This window comes from Flavobacterium sp. (genome assembly GCF_965277525.1).
Lineage (GTDB): Bacteria > Bacteroidota > Bacteroidia > Flavobacteriales > Flavobacteriaceae > Flavobacterium.
Genome location: NZ_CBDIDC010000005.1, coordinates 56,778 through 81,748 on the forward strand (window position 1 = coordinate 56,778; position 24,971 = coordinate 81,748).

The 24,971-nt window shown below is 34.4% G+C and carries 17 protein-coding genes and 1 tRNA gene; 6 read left to right on the plus strand and 12 right to left on the minus strand.

Features of this window, described 5'->3' with window-relative positions; all coding sequences use genetic code 11:
• Nucleotides 1–120: 120 nt before the first annotated feature.
• Nucleotides 121–852, plus strand: a complete 732-nt coding sequence (locus ACQY44_RS08620) for a YggS family pyridoxal phosphate-dependent enzyme (protein ID WP_428229976.1) — start codon at nucleotides 121–123, stop codon at nucleotides 850–852.
• A 29-nt stretch (nucleotides 853–881) separates the two neighbouring features.
• Nucleotides 882–1,595: an AAA family ATPase gene (locus ACQY44_RS08625; protein WP_428229977.1), complete on the plus strand. Its 714-nt coding sequence runs from the start codon at nucleotides 882–884 to the stop codon at nucleotides 1,593–1,595.
• A gap of 27 nt (nucleotides 1,596–1,622) precedes the next feature.
• Here ACQY44_RS08625 and ACQY44_RS08630 read toward each other — a convergent pair whose 3' ends face one another.
• Nucleotides 1,623–2,633, minus strand: coding sequence for a hypothetical protein (locus tag ACQY44_RS08630; RefSeq protein ID WP_428229978.1), 1,011 nt, complete (start codon nucleotides 2,631–2,633; stop codon nucleotides 1,623–1,625).
• 305 nt (nucleotides 2,634–2,938) lie between these two features.
• Between ACQY44_RS08630 and ACQY44_RS08635 the strand changes: the two genes are divergently transcribed.
• The 4 genes from ACQY44_RS08635 to ACQY44_RS08650 all read left to right on the plus strand — a co-directional run bounded on the left by ACQY44_RS08635 (nucleotide 2,939) and on the right by ACQY44_RS08650 (nucleotide 11,811).
• On the plus strand, nucleotides 2,939–4,549 hold the full coding sequence (locus ACQY44_RS08635; protein WP_428229979.1) for a hypothetical protein: 1,611 nt from the start codon (nucleotides 2,939–2,941) through the stop codon (nucleotides 4,547–4,549).
• Nucleotides 4,550–4,734: 185 nt separating this feature from the next.
• Nucleotides 4,735–4,872 carry a hypothetical protein gene (locus tag ACQY44_RS08640; protein WP_428229980.1) on the plus strand — a complete coding sequence of 46 codons (138 nt, stop codon included), beginning with the start codon at nucleotides 4,735–4,737 and terminating at the stop codon, nucleotides 4,870–4,872.
• Nucleotides 4,873–4,967: 95 nt separating this feature from the next.
• On the plus strand, nucleotides 4,968–11,096 hold the full coding sequence (locus tag ACQY44_RS08645; protein WP_428229981.1) for a M4 family metallopeptidase: 6,129 nt from the start codon (nucleotides 4,968–4,970) through the stop codon (nucleotides 11,094–11,096).
• Nucleotides 11,097–11,169: 73 nt separating this feature from the next.
• Nucleotides 11,170–11,811, plus strand: a complete 642-nt coding sequence (locus ACQY44_RS08650) for a porin family protein (RefSeq protein WP_428229982.1) — start codon at nucleotides 11,170–11,172, stop codon at nucleotides 11,809–11,811.
• A gap of 171 nt (nucleotides 11,812–11,982) precedes the next feature.
• On the opposite strand, the gene ACQY44_RS08655 is transcribed toward ACQY44_RS08650, so the two are convergent.
• The 11 genes from ACQY44_RS08655 to mraY all read right to left on the minus strand — a co-directional run bounded on the left by ACQY44_RS08655 (nucleotide 11,983) and on the right by mraY (nucleotide 24,900).
• Complete coding sequence (locus ACQY44_RS08655) at nucleotides 11,983–12,801, minus strand: hypothetical protein (protein WP_428229983.1); 819 nt, start codon at nucleotides 12,799–12,801, stop codon at nucleotides 11,983–11,985.
• Between the two features lie 414 nt (nucleotides 12,802–13,215).
• A tRNA-Arg gene (locus ACQY44_RS08660) sits at nucleotides 13,216–13,289 on the minus strand.
• A 108-nt stretch (nucleotides 13,290–13,397) separates the two neighbouring features.
• On the minus strand, nucleotides 13,398–13,847 hold the full coding sequence (locus ACQY44_RS08665) for a GatB/YqeY domain-containing protein (RefSeq protein ID WP_072960944.1): 450 nt from the start codon (nucleotides 13,845–13,847) through the stop codon (nucleotides 13,398–13,400).
• 202 nt (nucleotides 13,848–14,049) lie between these two features.
• The gene (ftsZ, locus tag ACQY44_RS08670; protein WP_428229984.1) at nucleotides 14,050–16,083 is read right to left on the minus strand and encodes a cell division protein FtsZ; all 2,034 of its coding nucleotides are present in this window, start codon (nucleotides 16,081–16,083) and stop codon (nucleotides 14,050–14,052) included.
• A gap of 83 nt (nucleotides 16,084–16,166) precedes the next feature.
• A complete protein-coding gene (gene ftsA / locus ACQY44_RS08675) occupies nucleotides 16,167–17,588 on the minus strand; it encodes a cell division protein FtsA (protein ID WP_428229985.1) in 1,422 nt (473 codons plus the stop codon).
• Between the two features lie 6 nt (nucleotides 17,589–17,594).
• The gene (locus tag ACQY44_RS08680) at nucleotides 17,595–18,317 is read right to left on the minus strand and encodes a cell division protein FtsQ/DivIB (protein ID WP_428229986.1); all 723 of its coding nucleotides are present in this window, start codon (nucleotides 18,315–18,317) and stop codon (nucleotides 17,595–17,597) included.
• Nucleotides 18,304–19,653: a UDP-N-acetylmuramate--L-alanine ligase gene (gene murC, locus ACQY44_RS08685; protein WP_428229987.1), complete on the minus strand. Its 1,350-nt coding sequence runs from the start codon at nucleotides 19,651–19,653 to the stop codon at nucleotides 18,304–18,306. Before murC ends, ACQY44_RS08680 begins: the two co-directional genes overlap by 14 nt.
• 153 nt (nucleotides 19,654–19,806) lie before the next feature.
• Nucleotides 19,807–20,892: an undecaprenyldiphospho-muramoylpentapeptide beta-N-acetylglucosaminyltransferase gene (murG, locus tag ACQY44_RS08690; protein WP_428229988.1), complete on the minus strand. Its 1,086-nt coding sequence runs from the start codon at nucleotides 20,890–20,892 to the stop codon at nucleotides 19,807–19,809.
• Nucleotides 20,893–20,939: 47 nt separating this feature from the next.
• Complete coding sequence (locus tag ACQY44_RS08695) at nucleotides 20,940–22,259, minus strand: FtsW/RodA/SpoVE family cell cycle protein (RefSeq protein WP_428229989.1); 1,320 nt, start codon at nucleotides 22,257–22,259, stop codon at nucleotides 20,940–20,942.
• A gap of 76 nt (nucleotides 22,260–22,335) precedes the next feature.
• The gene (gene murD, locus ACQY44_RS08700; protein ID WP_428229990.1) at nucleotides 22,336–23,667 is read right to left on the minus strand and encodes a UDP-N-acetylmuramoyl-L-alanine--D-glutamate ligase; all 1,332 of its coding nucleotides are present in this window, start codon (nucleotides 23,665–23,667) and stop codon (nucleotides 22,336–22,338) included.
• Nucleotides 23,668–24,900 carry a phospho-N-acetylmuramoyl-pentapeptide-transferase gene (mraY, locus tag ACQY44_RS08705; RefSeq protein ID WP_428229991.1) on the minus strand — a complete coding sequence of 411 codons (1,233 nt, stop codon included), beginning with the start codon at nucleotides 24,898–24,900 and terminating at the stop codon, nucleotides 23,668–23,670.
• Nucleotides 24,901–24,971: the final 71 nt, after the last annotated feature.

The window sequence follows — 24,971 nt, forward strand, 5'->3', positions numbered from 1 at the left end:
AACTTGCAATCAAAAGCGATTTTACTGACTTTACTTTTTAAGATAAAACGCAAACTGGACTATTCTTAATCCTTAAAACTGGATCATACCGGCAGTTCAGACAAATCCTAATTTTGTGCGATGAAAGAGATGATAATTTCCAATTTAAAAGAAGTTCATAATAGAATCAGTAATGCCTGTAAACTTTCCGGTAGAAATGTATCCGATGTACAATTACTACTAGCCACCAAAACGGTTCCGGCGGATAAAATCAGAATTGCGATTGAAGCCGGAGAAACTTTAATTGGCGAAAATAAAATGCAGGAATTACGAGATAAAGATTTAGAATTAAAAGGACTGGACATAGAACGTCATTTTATTGGTCATCTACAAACCAATAAAATAAAAGAAGTCCTGAGATATGCTTCGTGCATTCAGTCTCTAGACCGATTGAATCTGGCAGAGGAACTCGACAAACAATTACAAAAAGAAGGCAGGAATCTCGACATTTTCGTTCAGGTAAATACGTCATTCGAAGCAAGTAAATTTGGATTACTTCCTCACGAAGTAATTTCTTTTCTTCGCGAAATCAAAAAATACGATACCCTGAATGTCCAAGGCCTGATGACAATTGGTCTGCTGGATGCAGAAAAAGAAAAAATGCAGCCTTCTTTACGTCTATTACGAAAAGTGAGAGATGAAATTGATGCGGAAGGAATTGAAAACATACAGAAACTGAGACTCTCTATGGGAATGTCTCAGGATTTAGAACTGGCTGTTACTGAAGGTTCTAATATAGTTCGAATTGGTACTTCGATTTTTGGAAACCGATTTTTGGGAAAAGAAATATGGAATGAGAATATTGCGGAATAAACTATAATTTTGCACCAAATAAAATTCAAATGAATCTATACGAGCTTACCGTAAACGATACCGAAAAAATAGTATTAGCCGACTTGCTTTTTAGTGATGAAAACAAAGCTGCCCTAACGCAAACCATTAAGGAGCATCAATATCTGGAAGAGTTAAAAAAGTACAATCTTAAAGCAGATAACAAAATATTACTGCACGGTCATTCAGGTTGCGGTAAAACTACCACGGCAAAAGCTATTGCTACGGCTTTGAACAAAAATATCGTAATTATAAATCTAAGCACTTTAATAAACGCCCGAATAGGTGAAACATCCAGAAATGTAAAAGCAATATTCGACAAAGCCATTAGAGAAAAAGCCGTTTTGTTTCTGGACGAATTTGACCAGATTGGCAAAAGTCGTGACAGCGACGATAAAGATGTTGGAGAAATGAGACGCCTCGTCAACACCATCATTCAATTAATTGATTATTTCCCTACTGACAGCCTGCTTATTTGCGCTACCAATCATTATCATACTATTGATACTGCCTTGCTAAGAAGGTTTCAGATATGTTTACAATTCGAAATGCCAAACGAAACCGAATTGGATATTTATTATAATAAACTCCTGGCCGTATTTCCTCTTCATTTACAAGACTTTCCCCGAAAGTATCGTATTTCTTATGCAGAAGCCAAAGATTATATGCATACTACAATGAAAAAACAGATTATTGCCGAATTAGAACTTCAGAAGCTGTTATAGAAATATTTGTAAACCTGCTGCCTACTCCTACTCTGGTTTTCTCTCTTTTCGCTTTGGACGTTCCATTCTCGATCTGATAAATTGAGGGACAAAACAAACCAGAAGATGTTCCCGTTTCCAACGGTAACATTTTAGGAAAAAGAACATCGCTGTAAAGAGGAATATACCGGCCCCCACAGCTACCTGAAAGGGATAATAAGGTACCTTCTCCTGAGGAATTATCATTGGTACAAGCGCAATTGCGCAAGCCGGAGCAAATGGTTTACCTGCCATCTCAAAAAGAAGAAAAATACACAAAAACAATAGCAGTGCAGTATACACTTCAGGTAATCCGAGTATGGTATGCAAATAATACTGAAAGAGTGTTCCTAAAATTGCAGACATAATCACTACCGTGTACACCTGTAAGGGGCGATTACGAACCCCCGATGAGGATGAACTAACTTCTATAAACATAACCACCAACGGAGGTACTATAAAGTATAAATTTCCTGTAGATGCCGGAATTGCCGCTATAATCACCAACCAAAAAAACAATCTGGCCCAATGTTTTGGATTGTGTCTGAAACTCCCTTTTTTCTTATCCGAAGTAATAATGTGACGCAATTTGTTTTTCTCCAAAAGCCATTGTCCGGAAACCACTAAAAGGCTCATTGTAAAAACAGAAGCAGGGTAAACCAGTGAGTCCGTTCCTAATAAAACCGGCAACATTGCAGCTGACGTAATCGGAATCAATGTGCTCTGCGAAACAATGAGACAGAGCGAGGTAAATGCAAATGAAATCGCAATATTGATTAAAACAGGAAATGGAGAATAACGAACTAAAAAAATTCCGAAAAAGGCACAAACTGTCATCAGAACGACCAGCATTGGCCTACTGACTGTCCATATCTTTTTATCGATCACCCATAAACCAAGCACCAATGCAGCCATTTCAGGAAACAGTATTTCTTTCTGACCGAGCCATTCTGAAGCACCAACCATTACGCCAATCATAATGAGGGCAAAGAAGTATCGCAGTAACTTTAGTGTATTCACTTTTTAAAAATTAGGGTTTTTGATATTTATAAAATAATTTTAGAGCTTTCAGGGATATTTTGCTTTAATTTTTCAAAAGTTTTAGCATTATCAGAGGCAATACTCAACCTCCTGACACATCCTGTTAAAAAATAAAATAAAGCGAAATGATCTTTTTATTATAATTCTTTGGATTGAAATAAAAATATTTCTTTAAAAATACTAATAATTTCAATAGTAAGCCTAAATGACATTTATCATTTTACGTAATACTAATCCTATTTGTTTTCTTTAAATTTGAAAATATCCTTTAGAATTTTTTAAATATGATGACACGATTATTTTCACTTTTCTTTCTTTTTCTTTCGTATAACATTCACTCGCAGTCAACAAAAGAAATGATTGATCGTTTGAATACTATTGACGATCATCAGAAAAAAGTAGAATTGTGTCGAAAAATAGCATTAAGCCTGCAAAAATCTGATTGGGACAGAGCTATAAAATACATCGAATTAGCGGAAGCTGAAGCAAAAAAAACAGAAGAATCAGATGTCACTTTGGCTAATGTTTACATTACGGCAGGTAAAATGTATGCATCAAAAGACGTTTTAGATATTGCCTTACCCTATTATTTAAAAGCGTATGATATTTATAAAAATCAGGGTAATCTTGAGGAAGCAGCCAAATTAGAAAACAATCTGGCAATTATTTATGCAGTAGGAAATAATAAAGAAAAAGCATTAAAATATTTCCTGAATGTTTATCGCTATCAAAAGTCTAAAAATGATTCTGTTAAGCTTGTAAAAATTTTAAATAACATTGGAACCCTGTATCTCAATAAAAATTTAGATTCTTCTTTGTATTACTATCAGAAGGCTTATCTAATAAATAAGAGTATAAAAAACAATACTTTAAAAGTCAATGTTTGTACTAATTTAGCACGGGCATATGCTTTAAAAAAAGACAAAACAAATACTGATTATTATTTTGAGAAAGCTTTTTCTTTATTAAACAATCAGGTTGATGATTTAGGACAGGCTTTTGTGTATGAGTCTTTTTCAGAATATAAGCTAAAAGAAAAAAAATACGAAGAGGTAATTGTTAATGCAAAAAAGGCATTAGAATTATACAAAGAAAATCTATACAGTTATTCCGGTTTAAACCTGAACAAAATACTTTATCAGGTATATATAAATAAAGAAGATTATAAAAAGGCTATTTATTATTTTCAGAAATATAATGCCATCAACGATAGTATACATGTCGAAGAAAAAGCACTAAACATAGAACGAATAAAACTGGAGCAGGATTATAAAGTACGTACCCAAATAAAAACACTTGTAGAGCAAAAAAAATTATTCAAATATTTTGTAGTTGGATTAATACTAGTTGTAGGTATATTGATTCTGATTATTTTACTCATAAAATACCGAAACAGGAATATTAAAAACCAACTCGAACAAGAGAAATTAAAATCGAATATGAAGGCCTTAAATGAAAGCCTTGAAGCTAAAAAAAAGGTGCTCATAGGAAAGGCAATGGCAGAAATACATCGTACGGACAGTATTAATGAAATCCTGACTGATCTTAAACAAATCAAACTTAAAACTGCTAATAAAGAAATGCAGCACGCTATAGATATAGTCTTAAAGCGTCTGGAAAAGAATTTGAATACTGATATCTGGAAAGAATTTGAAATCAGTTTTGAGCAGGTTCATAAATCTTTCTTTGATAAATTAACGGTTGATTATCCTTCTCTTACTCCAAAAGACCGCAGATTATGTGCACTTTTATATCTGGATTTAACCACAAAAGAAATTTCTCAAATTACAGGGCAATCTTTTAAATCGATTGAAAATGCCCGAACAAGACTTCGCAGAAAGTTTGATTTAACCAATGAAAAAGTAAATCTCTCTACTTATTTGAATACATTTTAACTTGATTAAACACCAACTAGAAGAATCTAGAATTAAAATTAATTCACTGATTTAGTTTAACTTATATTATTTTGAGTGTTTTTCAGGTGACCCTTTTTCATCTGAGAGTGTTTTTGTTATAGTTCTTTTTTTTCAAAAATTATACGTCCATTTTACATTTACCCAACCGATGTAAATAAGCTGAAATGACTGCAAAGAAAAAAAGTGAACCTTCTAAAAGTTTAGAACAACTTTTAGAAGAAGCAAAAACAAAAAAAGAAACCCTGTTAAAAATTCTGAAAAAAATAACAAAAGAAAATTCTAAAGATCAACCACAAAATTAATTTCCGGAAACTGCTCCTATGGTTTGCTATTGACCATTGAAGTATAATGATTATGAACCAAGCTAAACTGTATTATTAATTTAAAATTTAAAAGAATGAATCAAATTTACTTCAAAACCAGGTATTTGTTTGTTTTGCTAAGCCTCTTTGCCTGCTCAATTGGTATGGCACAGTCACCTTTGCCAAACAAAAAAATGGGTGATCCGAAAACATTAGTAGAAGCTACGATCACAAACCAGACGAAAGATCAGGTTTCTAATAAAACTAATGATCCAAATTTCAGTAATGATCCTAATCCTCTTTTCACTCAAAAACAAGAGAGGATAAATGGTAAAGAACTTTCTCAGGAAGAAAGTGAAGCAGTAAAAAAACAAATACAAGAAAGCCAAAAATTATTTGGGCAAAATCTAACAACAACAAGCGAAAAAGCAACTTCGCAGGATTCTGTCAGTACAAAAGTCAGATCTTTTGCCAAATCATCCAGTTTAACCGCAAAAAACATCTTTGAAGTTAAAAAAGGAGATTTTGATTTGTCTGCATCTGATAAAATGCAATTAAAATCAATTTCTGATAATCATGGCAGAACGTTGGCTACTTATCAGCAAATGCATAATTCGGTTCCGGTAGAAGGAGCCATTTATAAGGTTAGAGAAAATAAAACTAAGATTGATGCATTTGGTTCTACGGCTAAGAAATTGTCGGTAAGCAGTACTTATAAAATAAACGCAGCCACAGCTTTAGAGAATGCACTTAAAACCGTAAATGCGAAACAATATATTTGGGAGAGTAAAAAATTAGCTTCTTTATTGGATAAAAATATAAGCACAAAACCAGAAGGAGAACTCGTTTATGTGGGACCTGATTTTTCTTCTGAATTAAAAGAATATTACCTGGCATGGAAATTTGATATTTATGCAACCAATCCGCAATCCAGCCATACTATTTATGTAGATGCAAATACAGGAAAGACAGTTCTTACCCTCGATTTAAGTCGGGATGCTGCTTTTGCAGGTCAAAGCCTGGGTAAAGGGAAGTCAAGATATGCAGGAGAAATAGAATTTAATACGAAGCAATATGCTGACGGATACAGATTAGAAGGACTACAAGGCAAATACAATGTACCAATGTATACCTGGAATATGAATCATGCCGATAATGCTTCAGATGAAGTAATCACAGAATTTATTGATGAGGACAATATCTGGAATGAACTGCATAATAAAGATCATGATGAGGTCGCTCTGGATATTCATTGGGGGATGCAAAAAACCATAGAATATTATGGCGAAAAATTTAATCGAAATAGTATCGATGACAAAGGAATGACCATTATTGGTCTGGCACATTTAGGCACTAACGTCGAAAATGCTTCATGGACTGGTGGATGGGCACAATTTGGAGATGGTTATGATAGTCCTTATGTTGGTTTGGGAATTACAGCGCATGAACTAACTCATGGCGTAACACGTTTCACAGCCGGTTTAATCTACCAGGGTGAATCAGGTGCGATGAATGAATCTTTCAGTGATATCTTTGGTGTAGCCGTTGAATTTTATGTTGGAAAAGATAAAAAAGAAGCTATTTGGATGCTGGGTAATGAATTGTATACCCATGGCAGCATGAGAAATATGTCTAATCCGAAAGCTCAGGGTCAACCCAGCACCTACGGAGGGGTAAATTGGGTAAATCCATTAGCCGTTACTTACGATAATGGAGGTGTACATATTAACAGTGGAATTACAAATTATTGGTTTTACCTTTTAAGCGAAGGTGGTCAGGGTATAAATGACCTTAATAACAGTTACGATGTTAAAGCTATTGGTCTTGCTAAGGCAGAGAAAATCGCTTATATAACGCTTACGGAGTATTTATCTCCTTCTTCAAACTTTAGCGATATGCGTCAGGCAAGTTTAATGGTTACAGAAGATCTGTACGGATTAGCCTCTGAAGAATACAAACAAGTTTCAAATGCCTGGTATGCGATTGGTATTGGAGCTGCTTATGCAGATAAACAAATAGCCATTGTTTCCGTTGAAAAACCATCCGTTACCTGTGGTCCTTTAAAAGGTGATGAACCTTTTTATGTAAAAATTAAAAACACAGGATCTACTGTAATTAAGGCAAATGAAAACTTAAATTACAAATTAAGGTTAATGATACCGGGATTTGGTGGTAAGTTTACTACTATTTACGATAACACAGGAAATATCAGTTTTGCTAAAGATCTGGCGTTAGGCGAAGAAACGATTATCAGAATTCAGGACAAACTTCCTTATGAAATAAGTACAACTCTTGTAAATTATGTAGAAGTTAAATTTGATTTCAAACCTATTGAAGCATTTGGTGCAAAAGACGGAGTTTCCTTGGTTTCTGGTTTAGTTGTTCCTCCAGAGCAAAAAGATTTTGACTTAAAACTGGTAGGATTAAATCTTCCGGCATATTCAGGTGCAGCATTGTCCGCTAGTCATCCATTAGCGGTTACGATCTACAATTTGGGCTGTCAGGATATCCCGGCGGGATCTCAGTTAAAAATAGGATATGCAAATACGCTTCCGGGAAATCAAACCATATGGAAAGAAATCACACTAGATACTGCATTTAAAGGGAACTCAGAAATGACAATTCCTTTCGATGCTACTATCGATTTATCTACAAGTGGTTTGTATACTTATGAAGCTTTTGTATCGTATAGTCAAGATCCGGTAGCAACAAATAACAGCACTATTAATTCTGTTTATAGCGGTATTGTAAATCAGTTTCCATATTATCAGAATTTTGAAAGAACACCGGGAGGCTGGTTTTCAGAATCATTAGTTACCAATCAAAAATTTATATGGCAGCCCACTACTTATTCATTTAGAGATACCAATTCTAAATATTTGTGGGCAACTGTAAATATTGGCAGTTCTGAGGTATTGCAGCCGAATGCTGATGTTACATTACAATCGCCAATATTTGATTTTAGCAATGTTACCTCTCCATATGTTGAGTTTGATTTGATCTATTTATTTTACAGAGGATATCACGGGTTAATTGTTGAATACTCTGAAGACAATAAAAACTGGAAAAAAGTTACAGATATCGGTTATCCTGATACTGTACATTACAATGATTTAGTTTCGGGACCATGGTTTAGTGGAATTAACAATGATTTAAAAAAACAGCCATACGGAATGCATCTAAATGAACTGGCAGGTAAAAAATGTGCTATTCGTTTTCGTGTGCTTGCAGATAATAATAGCAGTAGGTATTTAGGAGCCTTTATAGACAATATCAGTGTAAGTAATGCGCCTTATGATCTGGAAGTTGCAGATGCAAAATTAGATGCCGGAACCTGCATTATTAACAATAACAATGCTACAATAAAGACGCAGATTATAAACAATTTCTCAACAGCTGGAGAACAGGTTAATGTTTCTGTCAAAATTCTTGATAATGCTCAAAATGAAGTTTTTTCAAAAAATGAAAAAATAGAATTGGTGTTTACTAAATATAGAGATACCATAGCGTATTCTATCCCAAATATTAATTTAACAAGCATTGGTGCAAATACAATTGTAGTTTCTGTTTTCCCTGAAGATGTAACTAAGGAAATTAAACCACAAAATAATTCCTTCACATTGGGTTATGATAGTTGGAACAATGAAGATATGAAAGTAGCTGTACTGCCGTATACAATTGATTTTGAAGATGCGACCAAATATAAAGGATGGAGAACATCTGAAAACAAAGACGCTACAGGCTGGCAACATGGCGTAAATACTGATTTACGTTCACCGGGATGGTTTGTAACAGATCATACTCATTTTATGGCGAGTAACGATGATAAATGTGGTTGTGACTCTTCAAATGATATGTTAATCTCTCCTGTATTTGATTTGAGTAATTATAAAGAAGCACACTTATCATTTGATGGTTTTGGAGATAAAAACCGACTTTCAGATGGATATGTAAAAGTAAGTACAGATGGAGGTAAAAGCTGGAAAACGGTATTTAAAATGCCTTATATAAGTAGTTGGTACGAATATCATGTAGATTTAAGCCCTTATGCAGGCAAACCTTGTGTTCTTGTAGCGTTTCAGCATGATGATAATGGATTATTTGCCAGTGGTTTTGGAGTAGATAATATTAAGATCAAAGATAAAGCTGATTATATACAATTATCTCATTTAAGTGTAGCAGAAAATGTTTATGAAGACGCACCTTCACATCAATTTTTTATAAGTGCAAAGAATTTATATTATAATACAGTTACTAAAGCTGCGATAGAATATCAAATTACCCAAAATGGTAAAGCTGTGGGCGAACCCATTGTGTTGGAAAGAAATAATCAGATACTTCAGTATCAGACTATTGTTTATACAATAGACGGTATTCCGCAGTTGCCGGCAGGAAATTATGATATTACTGTAAAAATAATGACAAACGGACAGCCAAAATCTGAGGCAGAAAGCCTTACAGGAACTTTTCAGGTTATTGCGAAGGCACCACAACTAGATATTGAGACTTTTTCAAATACACCTCAGGGCTCATTATTTGGTTCAAAAGGATTTGTTTCAAGCCAAAGTGATAGAACTTTTCCATGGACTGCAGTAGTTAAACCTGATAATAAATATTTATCTATTCCCGTAAAAGATCATACAGGAGATATTGCTGCAACGATGCTTTACCATCCGCTTGAAAATGGTTCTAATTATGGAGAATTAATCTTACCTCTATATAAGTTACCTGAAAGTGCTACTGCAATGGAATTTTATTATGCAATCGATAGCAATAGTACTAATGATTTTATTGTAGATGTAAAAACGGTAGGAGGTGAATGGAATGAAGTATGGAAAACCACTAAACAAGGAAATTATGCAGACAAAGAATGGCAAAAAGGAGTAGCAAATTTAAATAAATATAAAGGAAAATCTATAATGATCCGATTGAGACATTCCTTGACAGATGGCTATTCTTATATCGTGTTTGATGATTTAAAAGTAATTACTGATCCTATTACAGATGTATCAGTAGAACTGCTTTCACCAAAAGATGTCTGCGGAGGATCTGAAGTTAAAGTTAAACTTAGTAACGAAGGACAAATTGCCATAGCAGCAAACACAATTCAATTAAATCTAGAATATATTAACACAAATGAAACTATTTCAGAGTCTGTTGATACAGCAATTCCCGTTGGTGAAAGCATAGAATATATTTTGAAAAAACAACCTAAACTTGATGAAAGTGGTGATTCTCATGTTTTTAATATTGTTGCAAAATTAGAGAATGATGCTATTCCGCAAAACAATGAAATAAAAAACTATATCTATCAGGGAGTACCATCACATTTTAAAATATTTGACTATCCGGTAGTTCATGGATATTCAGGTAAAACTTTATACGTTGATGCTCAAACTAATATTACAGCTAAAAAATTACAAGTTACTTCGTATACATGGAGTACAGGTGAAATTTCTAATGCTATAGAAATAAGTAAGGCCGGAGATTATACCGTAACAGCCGTCCTAAAAAACGGTTGTACACTTACAGAAAAAATAACAGCTACATTCGACACTTTTGAATCTGAACTGGCAAGTGGAAATCTTTGTGGTCCTGAAGTTGTTTTAAATCCCGGAAACTATAAATCATACGAATGGTTTGATGGCTCGACAGAACCAACTAACATAATAACAGAAAGTGGAGATTATTATGTAACTGTTTATAATGAAAATGGAATTGGTAAAACATTTAATACTACTGTTTCCATTCTTGAAAATGATATTGTACCGGAAATTGTGGTTACAGGAGATAAAAAGTTAAATGCTTCAGTAGATGCAGCTTCATATCAATGGTTTTTAAACGAAAGACCAATACCAAATGCAACCGAAAAATCAATAATTACAATTTGGGAAGGAAATTATAGTCTTCAGACCACTAATACTAATGGATGCAATAGTATGTCAGCGCCATTTGATTCAAAAGGCATGCTTATTGGAAAAATAACAAACCCTTTTAGAGTTTTACCCAACCCGGCTGTTGATAACTTAAATATCTTTTTAGCACATAAAATTGAAGGAGAAACACAAATTCAGATTTACGCAATGGATGGGAAGACAGTATGGAATAAAACTTATACCAGTATGCCATCAAATATAAATGTAAGCGGATTAAGTCCCGGAGTTTATGTTTTAGATTGTAGTATACAAGGCAAAAAATATACCGCCAAAATCATCAAGAAATAACAAAATTAAAGATAGAATAAGGTAACTCTCTTCTTTGAGAGTTACCATTCTTAAAAACAAATATTATCTACACATGAAAAAATCTATGCTAATTCTATGCGCACTCTTTGTAGGTTTGACTGTTATGGCTCAAACTCAAAAAGTAAAATTGGGCGTAAAAGCCGGTCTGAATATTTCAAACCTTACTTTTGATGATAGTGAATTGAATTCATCAAACAAAACGGGATTTACTGCAGGGATCATGGTCGAAGTTCCTTTAGCCAAAAAATTTTCGATTCAGCCGGAATTGTTATACAGTCAGCAAGGAACAAAAACTTCCTTTTCTGATCAGGACGTAACAAATTCGAACTATAAAAGTACTATAGACCTGAACTACTTAAACATTCCTGTAATGCTAAAATATTTCGTTGTAAAAGGATTAAGTGTACAAGCCGGGCCTCAAATAGGAATACTCTTAAAAGCCAATAATAAATATCAGGATAACTTTTTGGGCTATGAAAATCAGGAAACTTTTAATTTAAAGGATTATTCAGCCGGTATCGATACTTCTGTAAATCTTGGATTAGGTTATCAATTTAAAGATAAATTTTATACAGATGTAAGATATAACATTTCTTATTCTAATGTTTTCAAAGAAGGAGATGCAAATCATTTCATCAACAATGATATGAAAAATAGAGTTTTTCAGGTAACCGTTGGTTATTTTTTTAACTGAATTAGTATTCATAACATCCTTTAAAGACATCAGGATAGATTTTCAAACTATAAGAATGATAAAAAACCTATTTCGGAACGAAGTAGGTTTTTTATTATGAGTTAAACAGACTGTATCAAATCTGCTTAATTTACAACCTGAACCTCAGTGCAAACTGTAAATACTTTGCAATTAATTATGTGATTGATTTTTGAGAGCATACAGTTTACTTCGTAAATTTTTTAATATCAACAGATCAAAAGCTTTACCTCTTGCCCCTGCTAATAGAATAGCTTCACCGATAGTCACCTTTAAAATATGCCCTTGTTTGTTAAAAAGCTCTGAGATCAGTTTTGAGGTTTGTAACATGGGATGAATTGATTTTAGCATACTAAAGAAAAAGCCATTGTTCCCATGAAAATATATAGGTAAAACAGGCACATTTGCTTTGCAGATAATTTTCCCTACTACAGGATGCCACTCAGGGTCTGTAATTTTACTCGTCTTAAAATCGTAAGATGAAACTTCTCCGGCAGGAAATATGGCAACAGGAGTTCCTTCGCTCAGCAATTTCAGCGTCATTTTTAATCCCGTAATACTCGCCGAATTTTGTATGTTCTCAAATGGATTTACTGCAATAATGCACTTTTCAAGATTTGGGATTTCTTTTAATAAAAAATTCCCCATATACATCGTATCAGGACGTCTTTTGGCAATTGTACTTAATAAAGCCAAAGATTCGATACCTCCATAAGGATGATTTGCAATAACGATAAAAGCTCCTTCAGCAGGAATATTTAGTAATTCTATAGGATCAAATTCAACTTTCACCCCAATTTTCGTTAAGACATAGTTAGCAAAATCTGCCCCCTCAAGATCACCCCCCTCTTTTACAATGGTATTTAAATTATTAATTTTCATTACTTTCATTAAGTAAGAAGATAATCCGGGGATAGGAATTTTAGAAAGGCCTGCAGCTTCAGAAAATTTTTCTTTGGATATTAATGTCATATGTTAGTACTATTAAGGTTGAATATAAAAACTAATAAAAACCCTAAAAGGAATTGGCACTAGTAATGATTATTATTTATTAAGAAAATTTTGCTTCTTATAATTTGATGTTTGAAACAAGAATTCTGATATATTAAAAGGAAATCTGGTCGATCATCTACACATTCTTTATTTACAATCGCGGGTAAAGATACTCTATTTTACATGTGAACACTGAATATGCAAATAAAACGACTATGAAAAGTAAAGATATATTGATATGATAAAACGAATGTGTTTTTAAAGTCTAACATTAAAGGATTCGAAATGTTAAATGCAATAAACATAAGAGATTAGTAACTAATCAAAATATAACCCGATGTTGAACTAAAAAAGCCTGCAAAATTAATCTTTTGCAGGCTTTTGTTTTTATAGTGACCACGGAGGGGTTCGAACCCCCAACCCTCAGAGCCGAAATCTGATATTCTATCCAGTTGAACTACGTGGTCAAAAAAATTAAATTTAAATTTTCTAAATCCCAAATCCCAACTTTACAATTGGAATTTGGAATTTTATTGGTATTTCCAATTGGAATTTGAAGTTTCCAGTTTTGGAATTTAAACTAACAGTTTCTTAACGATTGCAGAAATGGTTTTTCCTTCAGCAGTTCCGCCTAATTGAGCAGAAGCTAATCCCATAACTTTACCCATAGATGCAATTCCTGAAGCTCCTGTTTCAGCGATAATTTTTGCAACTACAGCTTCTACTTCCTCTTCACTTAATTGTGCAGGCAAAAATTTCTCGATTACAGCAACCTGAGCCAATTCCGGCTCTGCTAAATCAGGACGATTTTGTTCTGTAAAAATACGAGCACTTTCTTTACGGGTTTTAACTAATCTCTGAAGCAATTTAACTTCATCGTCTTCTGTCAATTCTTCTTTAGAACCTGATGCAGTAGACGCTAATAACATTTCAGATTTAATTGCTCTTAATGCTTCTAATGCTACTGTATCTTTTGCTCTCATGGCGGTTTTAATCTCGTCCATGATTAATGTTTGTAAACTCATCTTATTTTTTTATTTAAATAGGTAATACCTATAATTGATATAATATTTGAAAGCGTGTTCCCGACATCGCTCGAACTGACAACAAGATTAACTTTAAAAGTTAAATATAGAAGTCAAATTTTAAATTCTGTGCGAAGATAAAAAAAATAACCCGAAAATTAAATCCAATTTTCGGGTTATCTGTATTATTAGGATTGTAAAATTAATCTACGTTGTCGTGCAAAAATGAATTATTTGAACGCAATTGCAAATCGTTGTTACTATCTGTTCCAACTGATATTCTCGAATTGTTATTATTAGATTGAGAATTTGACAAATCGATACCTAATCTTTTGTAAGCAGGCTCTTTCTCAAGTTCATCAATTCTGGAAACATTATTGTGAAATTTATAATTAAATTCTTTTAGTTTCTTTCTTCTTTCTTCCGCTCTTAAACGTAAAGTTTCTTCAATTGTCAATTCCATCGGAGAAACTTCTGAAGTTGTTGTAAAATTAGCTTCACTGGCAAAATCACTTTTTGATTTCATGGTGATGTTCAATTCCGCAGGAATTACTTCTTCTACCACTTTATCAACAGGTTTTGATGCCACTAAATCATTTTCAACCTCCATATACTCTTCTAACGAATATTTGATGATTCCTTTATCTGAAAGTTCTGTCACCGGTACAAATTGTACTGGATCATTTACTTTTATATTACGGGTCTCATTCGATAATTCGAATAAAACTTTGGATTCCTGCTGAGCAGCTGGTTCTTTTTTTACTTCCGGCTCTGATCTGAAAAGCGGCAAATCAAAAGAGAAAGTTGTTTGTTCTTCTCTTTCAAAAATTCTTTGCTGAACTTGCTGAATAGGTTTTACTTCCTGAAAACCTTGCGCTTCCGGTGATGAAATAGTAAAATCGATATCTGTAATAGGCGAAACAATTTCGAAAGTTACATCAAGGTTTTTAATAAACTCTGACATCACTACCAATTCATCCTGATTCATTGATGGATTGACTGCAACCGGAGCAACTTCAATTGGAGCAACTTCAACTTTAGGAGCAACTGGCGTCGGTTCAAACGGAGTCACGATATCTTCATCTTCCATTAAATCAAAAACAATTTTCTCTTCTGATTTAGCAGTAGGTGTTTCAGCATTTACATCAAAAGAAGTAACCGATTTATTCGTTAAATTATGAACACTTCTTTGCTCATCTTCTAATGTATGAATAATTTTTTTAGGCTCAGTATTTACAATTTCATTTTGTTGTTCAACATCAAAACCTGTTGCAATAATAGTCACAGCAATAGCATCGCCAAGAGTTTCGTCTTCACCAACTCCCATGATAATATTAGCATTATGACCTGCTTCTACCTGAATGTGATCATTGATTTCTCCGATCTCATCCAATGTGATTTCGTTTGATCCAGAAACGATAAGCAACAATACGTTTTTGGCTCCTGTAATTTTGTTATCGTTTAACAACGGAGAATCCAATGCTGAAACGATAGCATCTTTTGCTCTGTTTTCACCCTCAGCAACAGAAGATCCCATGATAGCCGTTCCACTGTTTGATAAAACAGTTTTAGCATCACGTAAATCGATATTTTGAGTATAGTGGTGCGTAATTACTTCAGCAATACCTCTTGAGGCTGTTGCCAAAACTTCATCCGCTTTAGAAAATCCGGCTTTAAAACCAAGATTTCCGTACACTTCTCTTAACTTGTTATTATTAATTACAATTAGTGAATCTACTTGCTTACGCAATTTTTCGATACCTAAAAGCGCTTGTTCCTGACGCACCTTTCCTTCAAACTGAAAAGGAATCGTCACGATACCAACAGTCAGGATCTCTCTTTCTTTTGCCAACTGAGCAATTACCGGAGCTGCACCAGTACCTGTTCCACCACCCATACCAGCGGTAATAAATACCATCTTAGTACCACGGTCTAACATTTTTTCGATATCAGCGATACTCTCAATAGCAGATTGTTGTCCTACATCAGGATTTGCTCCTGCTCCAAGACCTTCTGTCAGATTCATACCTAATTGAATTTTATTAGGTACAGAACTATTTTGTAGTGCCTGTGAATCGGTGTTACAGACGATGAAATCAACGCCTTTAATACCTTGTTTAAACATATGGTTGATAGCATTACTACCACCTCCACCTACACCTATTACTTTGATAACATTTGATTGGTTTTTTGGTAAATCAAATGAAATACTTCCAAATTCTGAGTTGCTCATCATCTTTTTGGTTTTTGAAATTCTTATTTAATACATTTTTTACTTCTTGACTTGGGGCAAAAAGTAATTCCTTTTCTCTTATTATTCTATTCTGCGTTGTCTAAAAAATCTTTGATTTTATCGACATATCTATCAAAAAATGACCTTCTAATTTTAGTTTCCGTAGATTCTTCCTTAGTTGCATTATTCCTAACATTCCTCGATTCTTCAATTGTTTCTACTCTTTCAACGTAGTTTTCTTCTACTTCGTATCGCTGCTGTACCGGTTGTTGTACCGGAGGAGGAACATTTCTGTAAACTACTTTTGGCTGTTCGTTTACAATTTCCATCCTTACAGCACTTTGCGTACTATTTTCGATACTGTTCATTACTAAACCAACAGCTGTAGCAAATAACGGACTGGAAATTTCTTCACTTGAATTCCCTGCTAAATGCTCATTTGGATATCCAATTCTGGTATCCATACCAGTAATGTACTCTACTAATTGTTTGATGTGTTTTAGTTGGGCTCCACCACCTGTAAGAACAATTCCTGCAATTAATTTTTTACGTGGATCTTCGTGACCATACGCTTTAATTTCTGCAAAAACCTGCTCTACAATTTCTACCACACGGGCATGAATAATTTTAGATAAGTTTTTAAGCGAAATCTCTTTTGGCTCCCTGCCTCTTAACCCCGGAATAGAAACAATTTCGTTGTCTTTATTTTCTCCCGGCCAGGCTGATCCGAATTTTATTTTTAAAAGCTCTGCTTGTTTTTCGATAATCGAACAACCTTCTTTAATATCATCTGTGATCACATTTCCTCCAAAAGGAATTACTGCAGTATGGCGGATAATACCATCTTTAAAAATGGCTAAATCTGTTGTTCCGCCACCAATATCAATTAAGGCTACACCTGCTTCTTTTTCTTCCTGACTTAATACTGCATCTGCAGAAGCCAACGGCTCTAATGTCAATCCTGACAATTCGATTCCCGAACTCTGAATACATCTTCCCACATTTCTGATAGATGATGCCTGCCCAACCACTACGTGAAAACTAGATTCTAATCTTCCACCGTACATTCCGATTGGTTCTTTTATTTCAGACTGCCCGTCTATTTTAAATTCTTGTGGCAGAACATGAATAATTTCTTCTCCAGGTAACATTGCCAGTTTATTTACCTGGTCAATCAAAAGCTGAATGTCTTTTTCGCCAATTACTTCTTCCGGATTATTACGGCTGATGTAATCTGTATGCTGAATACTTCTGATGTGTTGTCCTGCGATACCTACAACAACATCTTTTATTTTGTAACCTGAATTATTTTCTGCTTCCAGTATTGCTTGCTGGATAGACTGAATAGTTTGCGTAATGTTGTTTACAACTCCTCTCGCAACTCCCAAACTTTTGGATTTACCAATACCCAAAATTTCCAACTTACCATACTCGTTCTTCTTGCCGATCATGGCAACTATCTTTGTCGTTCCAATATCTAGACCTACTGCAATGTTATCTTTTTCCATTTTCTATTATTTTGTGCAAACTACTTGTTCCGTAAACCTAAGGTCAATCTTTTTGTATTTATATAACGAACTATCCAAAACCGCTTTCTGAAAAAAGGCTTTATAGTTATTAAATTTCTTATCTACATTCATCGTTCTGCCAAAATCGATGAAGTAATTATAATTTCTATTAAACAATTTTAAGCTACCATTAGGCATAATTTGAATTGCAATGATGTTTTTTCTCAAAAACGCATCGTCATAAATTGTGCGAAATAGCGCCGCTAAATCTTCGTTATTTTTTTCATTTATTGCCCCGGAAACAAGAGGAACTCTGGCAGTATGATTGTCCGACAAAGGCATTTTATTACCCTCATAGTCAATATAAAAAGAGGCAACACCATCATAAACTCGCGCTATTGGTGTCTTCTGTTTTACTACTGCTTTTAGAACACCATCAATACTTACAAAAACATTTGACTTCTCAATCATCTCTTGTGTATTAAGGGTTTTCTCAATCTTATTCAAATCTAACTCATCTTTTCGGATACTGGAAGCGTCTTTTTTATTTTCTATCAACAATTTATTAACCGTTTCAGGCTTCACAAAAAGCGTATTTTCTCCTACAAAAACAACCATAGATTTCTTCAGTTTTCTATCCCCATTTCGATGTTGAGCAAAAGAATATAAAAATAAAACAAGCCCTAAAATGAGAATTAATCTAACATTTGTCCAATTAAATATTTTCATTTAGCATTTTTTTAATTGATGGAACCATTTCACCAATATCACCAGCTCCTATTGTTACAATTATTGGCGCATCACTGGCTTTGATTTCCGCTAATAAATCACTTTTTGCAACAATTTTTTTGTTCGAATTTGTCATTTTCCCCAACAACCAATCTGATGTAATTCCTTCCATCGGTAATTCACGTGCCGGATAAATATCCATTAAAAAAACTTCATCAAAAGCAGACAAACTTTCGGCAAAACCATCAGCAAAATCTCTTGTTCTGCTAAACAAATGAGGCTGAAAAACTGCTAATACTTTACATCCGGGATACAACTCCGTAACAGCCTGATGTACTGCATTTATCTCCGTTGGATGATGTGCATAATCATCTATATAAACTAATTTTTCGCTTTTAATCTGATACGAAAAACGCCTTCTTATTCCGTTGAATGAAGCAATGGCTTTTGCAATCAAGTCGGTCGGGGTGCCAAAAGTATTTGCCATCGCAATAGCCATCAACCCATTCATTAAATTGTGTTTTCCAGGCAATCCAAAACGTAAATCTTTCATGATTTCTGATGGCGTTTGCACATCAAAAACATAACTTCCGCTTTCTATACGAACATTGAAAGCTTTATATACAGCATCTTCATTTATAGCACATTGCACTCCTTCAAGAGGTAATTCTTTTGTTATAAACAATTTATTCTTATCAGTTACTTTTGAAGCAAACTCTACAAACGAAGCTTCAATTGCCTCACTTGTTCCATAAATATCCAAATGGTCAGCATCCATTGATGTGATACAAGCAATATTAGGATGTAAATGTAAAAACGAACGATCAAACTCATCAGCTTCTACTACAGTTACTGTCTTTCCGCTTCCAATTAGGTTAGAGTTGTAATTCTCTACAATACCACCTACAAAAGCAGTAACATCAGCACCACTTTCGTACAAAATGTGACCTAAAATACTTGATGTTGTTGTTTTTCCGTGTGTTCCGGCAACCGCGAAACTAAAAGTATCTTTAGTAATAATTCCTAAAACTTCGGCACGTTTTTTAATTACGTAATTTCTTTCTATAAAATAATTCCATTCTGAATGTGTTTTTGGTACCGCAGGAGTAAAGATTATCAATGTATTTTCTACAAAATAATCACTCGGAATTAGATTAATATTATCTTCAAAATGAATATCAATACCACTTTCGATCAATTCAGTCGTTAACATTGATGGCGTTTTATCGTAACCTGAAACCTGTTTCCCGATATTTTTAAAATAGCGGGCCAGAGCACTCATTCCGATGCCTCCAATGCCTATAAAATAAACGTTACGTATTTGATCTAAATTCATTTCTATTTGTTTTTGAGCTATTTACAGGTTACTTTATTTTCTAAGAAACTAGTAATTAAGCCTTTGTATTTTTCTTACTTTAATAACTCAAAACGCTTAAAAATAGCGTTCTAATTTTTTTATTATGTTCTATAATTATCAGAAAAAGTTATATTATAACAACTTTTTAATCTGATCTACAATAACTTTTGTCGCATTTGGCATTGCCAGCTTTTTGATGTTGTCGCTTAATTGTTTTTGCTTGCCTTCATCTTTCAACAGTGCTTCAAAAACAATACTAAACTGACTATCTAATTCTGGCTCCTTTAATAAAATTGCCCCTTTTGCATCTACTATTGCCTGAGCATTTTTAGTCTGATGATCTTCAGCTACATTTGGTGACGGAATAAAAATAACCGGCTTTCCAACAATGCACAATTCTGAAACTGATGATGCTCCTGCGCGTGAAATAATCACGTCTGCCGCAGCATATACAAAATCCATTCTTTCAATAAAATCAACTACTCTTACGTTTTGCTGATTGTGTTTTTTATATTCTTCAAAATATAATTTTCCGCATTGCCAGATTACCTGAACATCTTGTAAAAGTATACTATGTAATTCTTTCTCTATTAATTGATTGACTCTTCTGGCACCTAAACTTCCCCCCAGGATCAACAATGTTTTTTTATTAGGATCTAATCCGTAAAAAGCGATTGCTTCATCACGTTTGCTTTCGATATCGATTAAATCCTGACGAACCGGATTTCCTGTAACAATAATTTTCTCTTTAGGAAAAAATCTTTCTAAATTTTGATATGCCACACAAATTGCATTTGCTTTTTTGCTCAACAATTTATTGGTAATTCCGGGAAACGAATTTTGCTCCTGAATAACCGTTGGTATTCCTGCTCCTCCAGCTGCCTGCAATAGCGGACCACTTGCAAAACCACCTGTTCCTATCACTACATTAGGTTTGAACTGTTTGATGATTCGTCTTGACTCTAGCAAACTTGTTGCCAATTTTAGCGGAAACATCAAATTTTGCAACGTCAATTTTCTCTGTAAACCTGCAATCCAAAGACCTTTTATTTCGTAACCTGCCTGAGGCACTTTTTGCATTTCCATTTTATCCTGAGCGCCAACAAAAAGAAATTCTGCATCAGGAAATTGTGATTTTAATTCATTAGCAATAGCAATTGCAGGATAAATATGTCCTCCTGTACCACCACCACTTAATATGAATTTATAATTTGTCATCTTTTTTAAAAGTTATTCGCTTTAAAAACTATTCTGTTCTTACTATTTTATTTATTCAAAACTGCATGCATCGGATTTCTGGAATTATCTTCAATAGAATACATTCCTTCTTCTTCATAAACGGATTCTTTTTCATCACCGGTCAAATCTTCCTCCGCCAATTCTTTATCTATTAATCGCTGAAGCGCTTCTCTCCTTCTTTCTTTCTCTTCTTGTTCTTCTGCTATTTCCTCATCCTTTTTCGTCACACTAATGATAATTCCAAGAGAAAAACAAGTCATCCAGATCGAACTACCACCACTACTAATCAGCGGAAGCGTTTGTCCCGTTACCGGCAACAATTCGACTGCAACTGCCATATTAATCATCGCCTGAAATATCATCGGAAATCCGAGCCCGACGACGACTAACTTCCCAAATAGCGTATTCGCTTTATGTGACGCAATTACAAATCTGAACAACAACAATAAATACAAGACCAAAATTGCTACTCCGCCTACCAGACCATATTCTTCGACAATAATCGCATAAATAAAATCGGAAGACGATTGTGGTAAAAAGTTTTTCTGAACACTTTTCCCTGGTCCAACTCCACCAAACTGCCCTGATGCTATCGCGATTTTTGCTTTCTCAATTTGATAATCATCTTCGTCAGGCTTATCTGTAGTAAAGTTCATAATACGACTTTCCCAGGTTGATACCCTGCTGAAGAATCTTGAATCCGGAAAAGCTTTTGCTACCAAAAGGAAAAACAACAACATTCCGATTCCTGAGCCAATGATAAAACCAATATATTTAAGCGGATATCCACCAATAAATGTCAACATAATTACCATCGAAAATATCAACGCTGTGGTCGAAAAGTTAGCCGGTAATATCAATGAGAGCGTTATAAAAACAGGCAACCAAAGTTGTATTAACGAAGCCTGAAACGGTTCGTTTTCATCTCTGGTTTTCGACAAATAGCGTGCAACGTAAATAAACAATATACTAGCCGCCAAAGTCGACGTTTGAAATGTAATACCAATAAACGGTACCTGAATCCAACGACTTGCATTTGCTCCGGCAATTACAGTTCCTTTTAGCAATGTATACAACAACAAGAACCAAACAACAGGCAATGCCACTTTTGAAATTGCTCTAAAATAATGATACGGAATCCTGTGTACCCAATATATAATCAGGAAACCAATACAAATGTGCGCCAGATGCTTTACTAAATAACCCAGCGTATTACCGGTTCCGTGACCTATATAAGCCAGATTGCTACTCGCACTAAAAACAGGCATAAACGAAAACAGCGCCAATAAAGCCACGAATGACCATATTACCTTATCTCCTTTTAATTTGTTTACTAATTCCTTCATGTTTTTAGTTTCTGGTTTTTCTTGTTTCAGGTTTCAGATTCCCACATAACGTGAAACCTGAAACCCGAAACTATTTTTACAAGTTATGAACCGCTTGCTTAAACTGCTTTCCTCTGTCTTCGTAGTTTTCGAATAAATCGAAACTTGCGCAAGCCGGAGATAACAATACAGCATCACCTTTTTCTGTTAAACGTTGTGCCGTTTTAACAGCATCGTTCATGTTATTTACCTCGACCATTATATCAACAACATTTCCAAAAGCATTAATAATCTTATGATTATCAACTCCAAGGCAAATAATTGCTTTTACTTTTTCACGAACTAATGACATCAATTCATTATAATCGTTTCCTTTATCAACTCCGCCGACAATCCAAACAGTTGGAACATTCATACTGTCTAAAGCAAAAAAAGTAGCATTTACATTTGTTGCTTTTGAATCGTTGATATATTGAACATTCTGAATTTTTAATACTTTTTCTAAACGGTGTTCTACACCTTGAAAATTAGATAAACTTTCGCGAATTGTTGCATTTCTAATTTGCATCAATTTTGCTACAGAGCTTGCTGCCATTGCGTTTTTCATGTTATGTTTTCCTTCTAACGCAATGTGTTCTGTTTCCATTGTAAACTCTTCTTGGTTGATCTTTATTTCCATTTTGTTGTTATTTATAGAAGCCCCTTCATCGAATTGTTTCGTCAATGAAAAAGGAATTAATTTTGCTTTTGTCGTATTATTGTTTAACCATTCAGCAATTGCCTCATCATCTGCATCGTAAATAAGATAATCGCTTTCGGTCTGATTCATTGTTATTCGAAACTTTGAATCAATGTACTTTTGATATTTATATTCGTACCGGTCTAAATGATCCGGACTAATATTCGTAATAATGGCAATATCCGGCCTGTAATCTATAATCCCGTCAAGCTGAAAACTGCTTAGTTCAAGCACATAGGCATCAAATTTATTTTCGGCTACCTGCCAGGCAAAACTTTTTCCGATGTTCCCTCCTAAACCAACATTCAAACCTGCTGATTTTAACAAATGATGCGTTAACATTGTTGTAGTCGTTTTACCGTTACTACCTGTGATTCCAATTGTTAATGCTTCTGTAAAAGGCTTCGCAAACTCAATTTCCGAGATCACTTTGATTCCGGCAGCAACAAGTTTCTGTACTATGGGAGATTTCTCAGGAATTCCAGGACTTTTCATCACCACATCGGCGTTAAGAATCAGGTCTTCAGTATGTTTTTCTTCTTCCCAAGCAATTTTATTAATGATAAGAACTTCTTTATAGCTCTCTTTTATTTTTCCAAAATCAGATACAAAAACATCATATCCTTTTTTCTTTCCCAGAATAGCGGTTCCTACACCACTTTCTCCTCCACCTAATACTACAAGCCTCATCTATCTTAATTTTAGGGTAACAATTGACAATATGGCTAACATGATCGCAACAATCCAAAATCGGGTTACAATTTTACTCTCATGGTACCCTTTCTTTTGATAATGATGGTGCAGCGGCGACATCAGAAAAATTCTTCGGCCTTCACCAAAACGCTTTTTCGTATATTTAAAATAGCTCACTTGCAAAACCACTGAGAAATTCTCCACCAAAAAGATTCCACACAATAAAGGAATCAGTAGTTCTTTACGAACCGCAATGGCCAAAACCGCAATGATTCCGCCAATCGTCAAACTTCCCGTATCTCCCATAAAAACTGATGCAGGATAAGAGTTGTACCAAAGAAACCCAATTAAAGCGCCCACAAATGCAGATATAAAAACAGTCATCTCCCCCGAATTAGGGATATACATAATATTGAGATAATTAGAGAATATAATATTTCCGGAAACAAACGTAAATATTCCGAGTGCCAAGACTGAAACTGCAGAAGTCCCTGCGGCGAGCCCGTCAATTCCATCCGTTAAATTAGCTCCGTTTGAAACAGCAGTAATGATAAAAATAACCACCGGAATAAAAATCAACCAAGCCCATTTTTCATATCCTTCACCTGTCCAGGCCAATAATTCAGCATAATCAAATTCATTATTTTTAACAAAAGGAATCGTTGTTGCTGTAGATTTTTCTTCAACCGGTGCTGGCAAAACCACTGTTGCATTGGTTACATTTCTAAAGACATCTGTTCTGCCCGTATCCGTTCTTACAGTTACTGCAGGATTGAAATAAAGAACCGCTCCAACAATAATCCCTAAACCAACTTGCCCTATAACTTTAAAAATTCCCTTAAGTCCTTGTTTGTCTTTTTTGAATATTTTAATATAATCGTCTACAAAACCAATAGTACCCATCCAAAGAGTCGTTACAATAAGCAATACTATATAAATGTTATGCAAACGAGCAAATAACAAAACCGGAACCAGTGTAGCAAAAATGATAATCAGTCCTCCCATTGTTGGAGTTCCTGCTTTTTCATTTTGACCAGCAAGTCCTAATTCACGTACAGTTTCACCTACTTGTTGTTTACGCAAAAAGTTTATAATCCTTTTTCCGTAAATCGTTGACAAAAGCAAAGAAAGCATCAATGCCAAAGCCGACCTAAAGGTGATGTACTGAAAGACACCAGTCCCCGGGACATCCATTGTTTTGTCTAAATACTCAAATAAATAGTATAGCATATCTTTTTATTTTAAATTTCAATTTGAAAACTTCAACTCCCCTATATTCTGTGGTATTGGGAACTTGAAAA

Excerpts from the sequence above, each read along its gene's own strand:
- ACQY44_RS08620 (WP_428229976.1), top strand. The coding sequence starts at position 121 with ATGAAAGAGATGATAATTTCCAATTTAAAAGAAGTTCATAATAGAATC.
- ACQY44_RS08625 (WP_428229977.1), top strand. The coding sequence starts at position 882 with ATGAATCTATACGAGCTTACCGTAAACGATACCGAAAAAATAGTATTA.
- ACQY44_RS08635 (WP_428229979.1), top strand. The coding sequence starts at position 2,939 with ATGATGACACGATTATTTTCACTTTTCTTTCTTTTTCTTTCGTATAAC.
- ACQY44_RS08640 (WP_428229980.1), top strand. The coding sequence starts at position 4,735 with ATGACTGCAAAGAAAAAAAGTGAACCTTCTAAAAGTTTAGAACAACTT.
- ACQY44_RS08645 (WP_428229981.1), top strand. The coding sequence starts at position 4,968 with ATGAATCAAATTTACTTCAAAACCAGGTATTTGTTTGTTTTGCTAAGC.
- ACQY44_RS08650 (WP_428229982.1), top strand. The coding sequence starts at position 11,170 with ATGAAAAAATCTATGCTAATTCTATGCGCACTCTTTGTAGGTTTGACT.
- ACQY44_RS08655 (WP_428229983.1), bottom strand. The coding sequence starts at position 12,801 with ATGACATTAATATCCAAAGAAAAATTTTCTGAAGCTGCAGGCCTTTCT.
- ACQY44_RS08665 (WP_072960944.1), bottom strand. The coding sequence starts at position 13,847 with ATGAGTTTACAAACATTAATCATGGACGAGATTAAAACCGCCATGAGA.
- ftsZ (WP_428229984.1), bottom strand. The coding sequence starts at position 16,083 with ATGATGAGCAACTCAGAATTTGGAAGTATTTCATTTGATTTACCAAAA.
- ftsA (WP_428229985.1), bottom strand. The coding sequence starts at position 17,588 with ATGGAAAAAGATAACATTGCAGTAGGTCTAGATATTGGAACGACAAAG.
- ACQY44_RS08680 (WP_428229986.1), bottom strand. The coding sequence starts at position 18,317 with ATGAAAATATTTAATTGGACAAATGTTAGATTAATTCTCATTTTAGGG.
- murC (WP_428229987.1), bottom strand. The coding sequence starts at position 19,653 with ATGAATTTAGATCAAATACGTAACGTTTATTTTATAGGCATTGGAGGC.
- murG (WP_428229988.1), bottom strand. The coding sequence starts at position 20,892 with ATGACAAATTATAAATTCATATTAAGTGGTGGTGGTACAGGAGGACAT.
- ACQY44_RS08695 (WP_428229989.1), bottom strand. The coding sequence starts at position 22,259 with ATGAAGGAATTAGTAAACAAATTAAAAGGAGATAAGGTAATATGGTCA.
- murD (WP_428229990.1), bottom strand. The coding sequence starts at position 23,667 with ATGAGGCTTGTAGTATTAGGTGGAGGAGAAAGTGGTGTAGGAACCGCT.
- mraY (WP_428229991.1), bottom strand. The coding sequence starts at position 24,900 with ATGCTATACTATTTATTTGAGTATTTAGACAAAACAATGGATGTCCCG.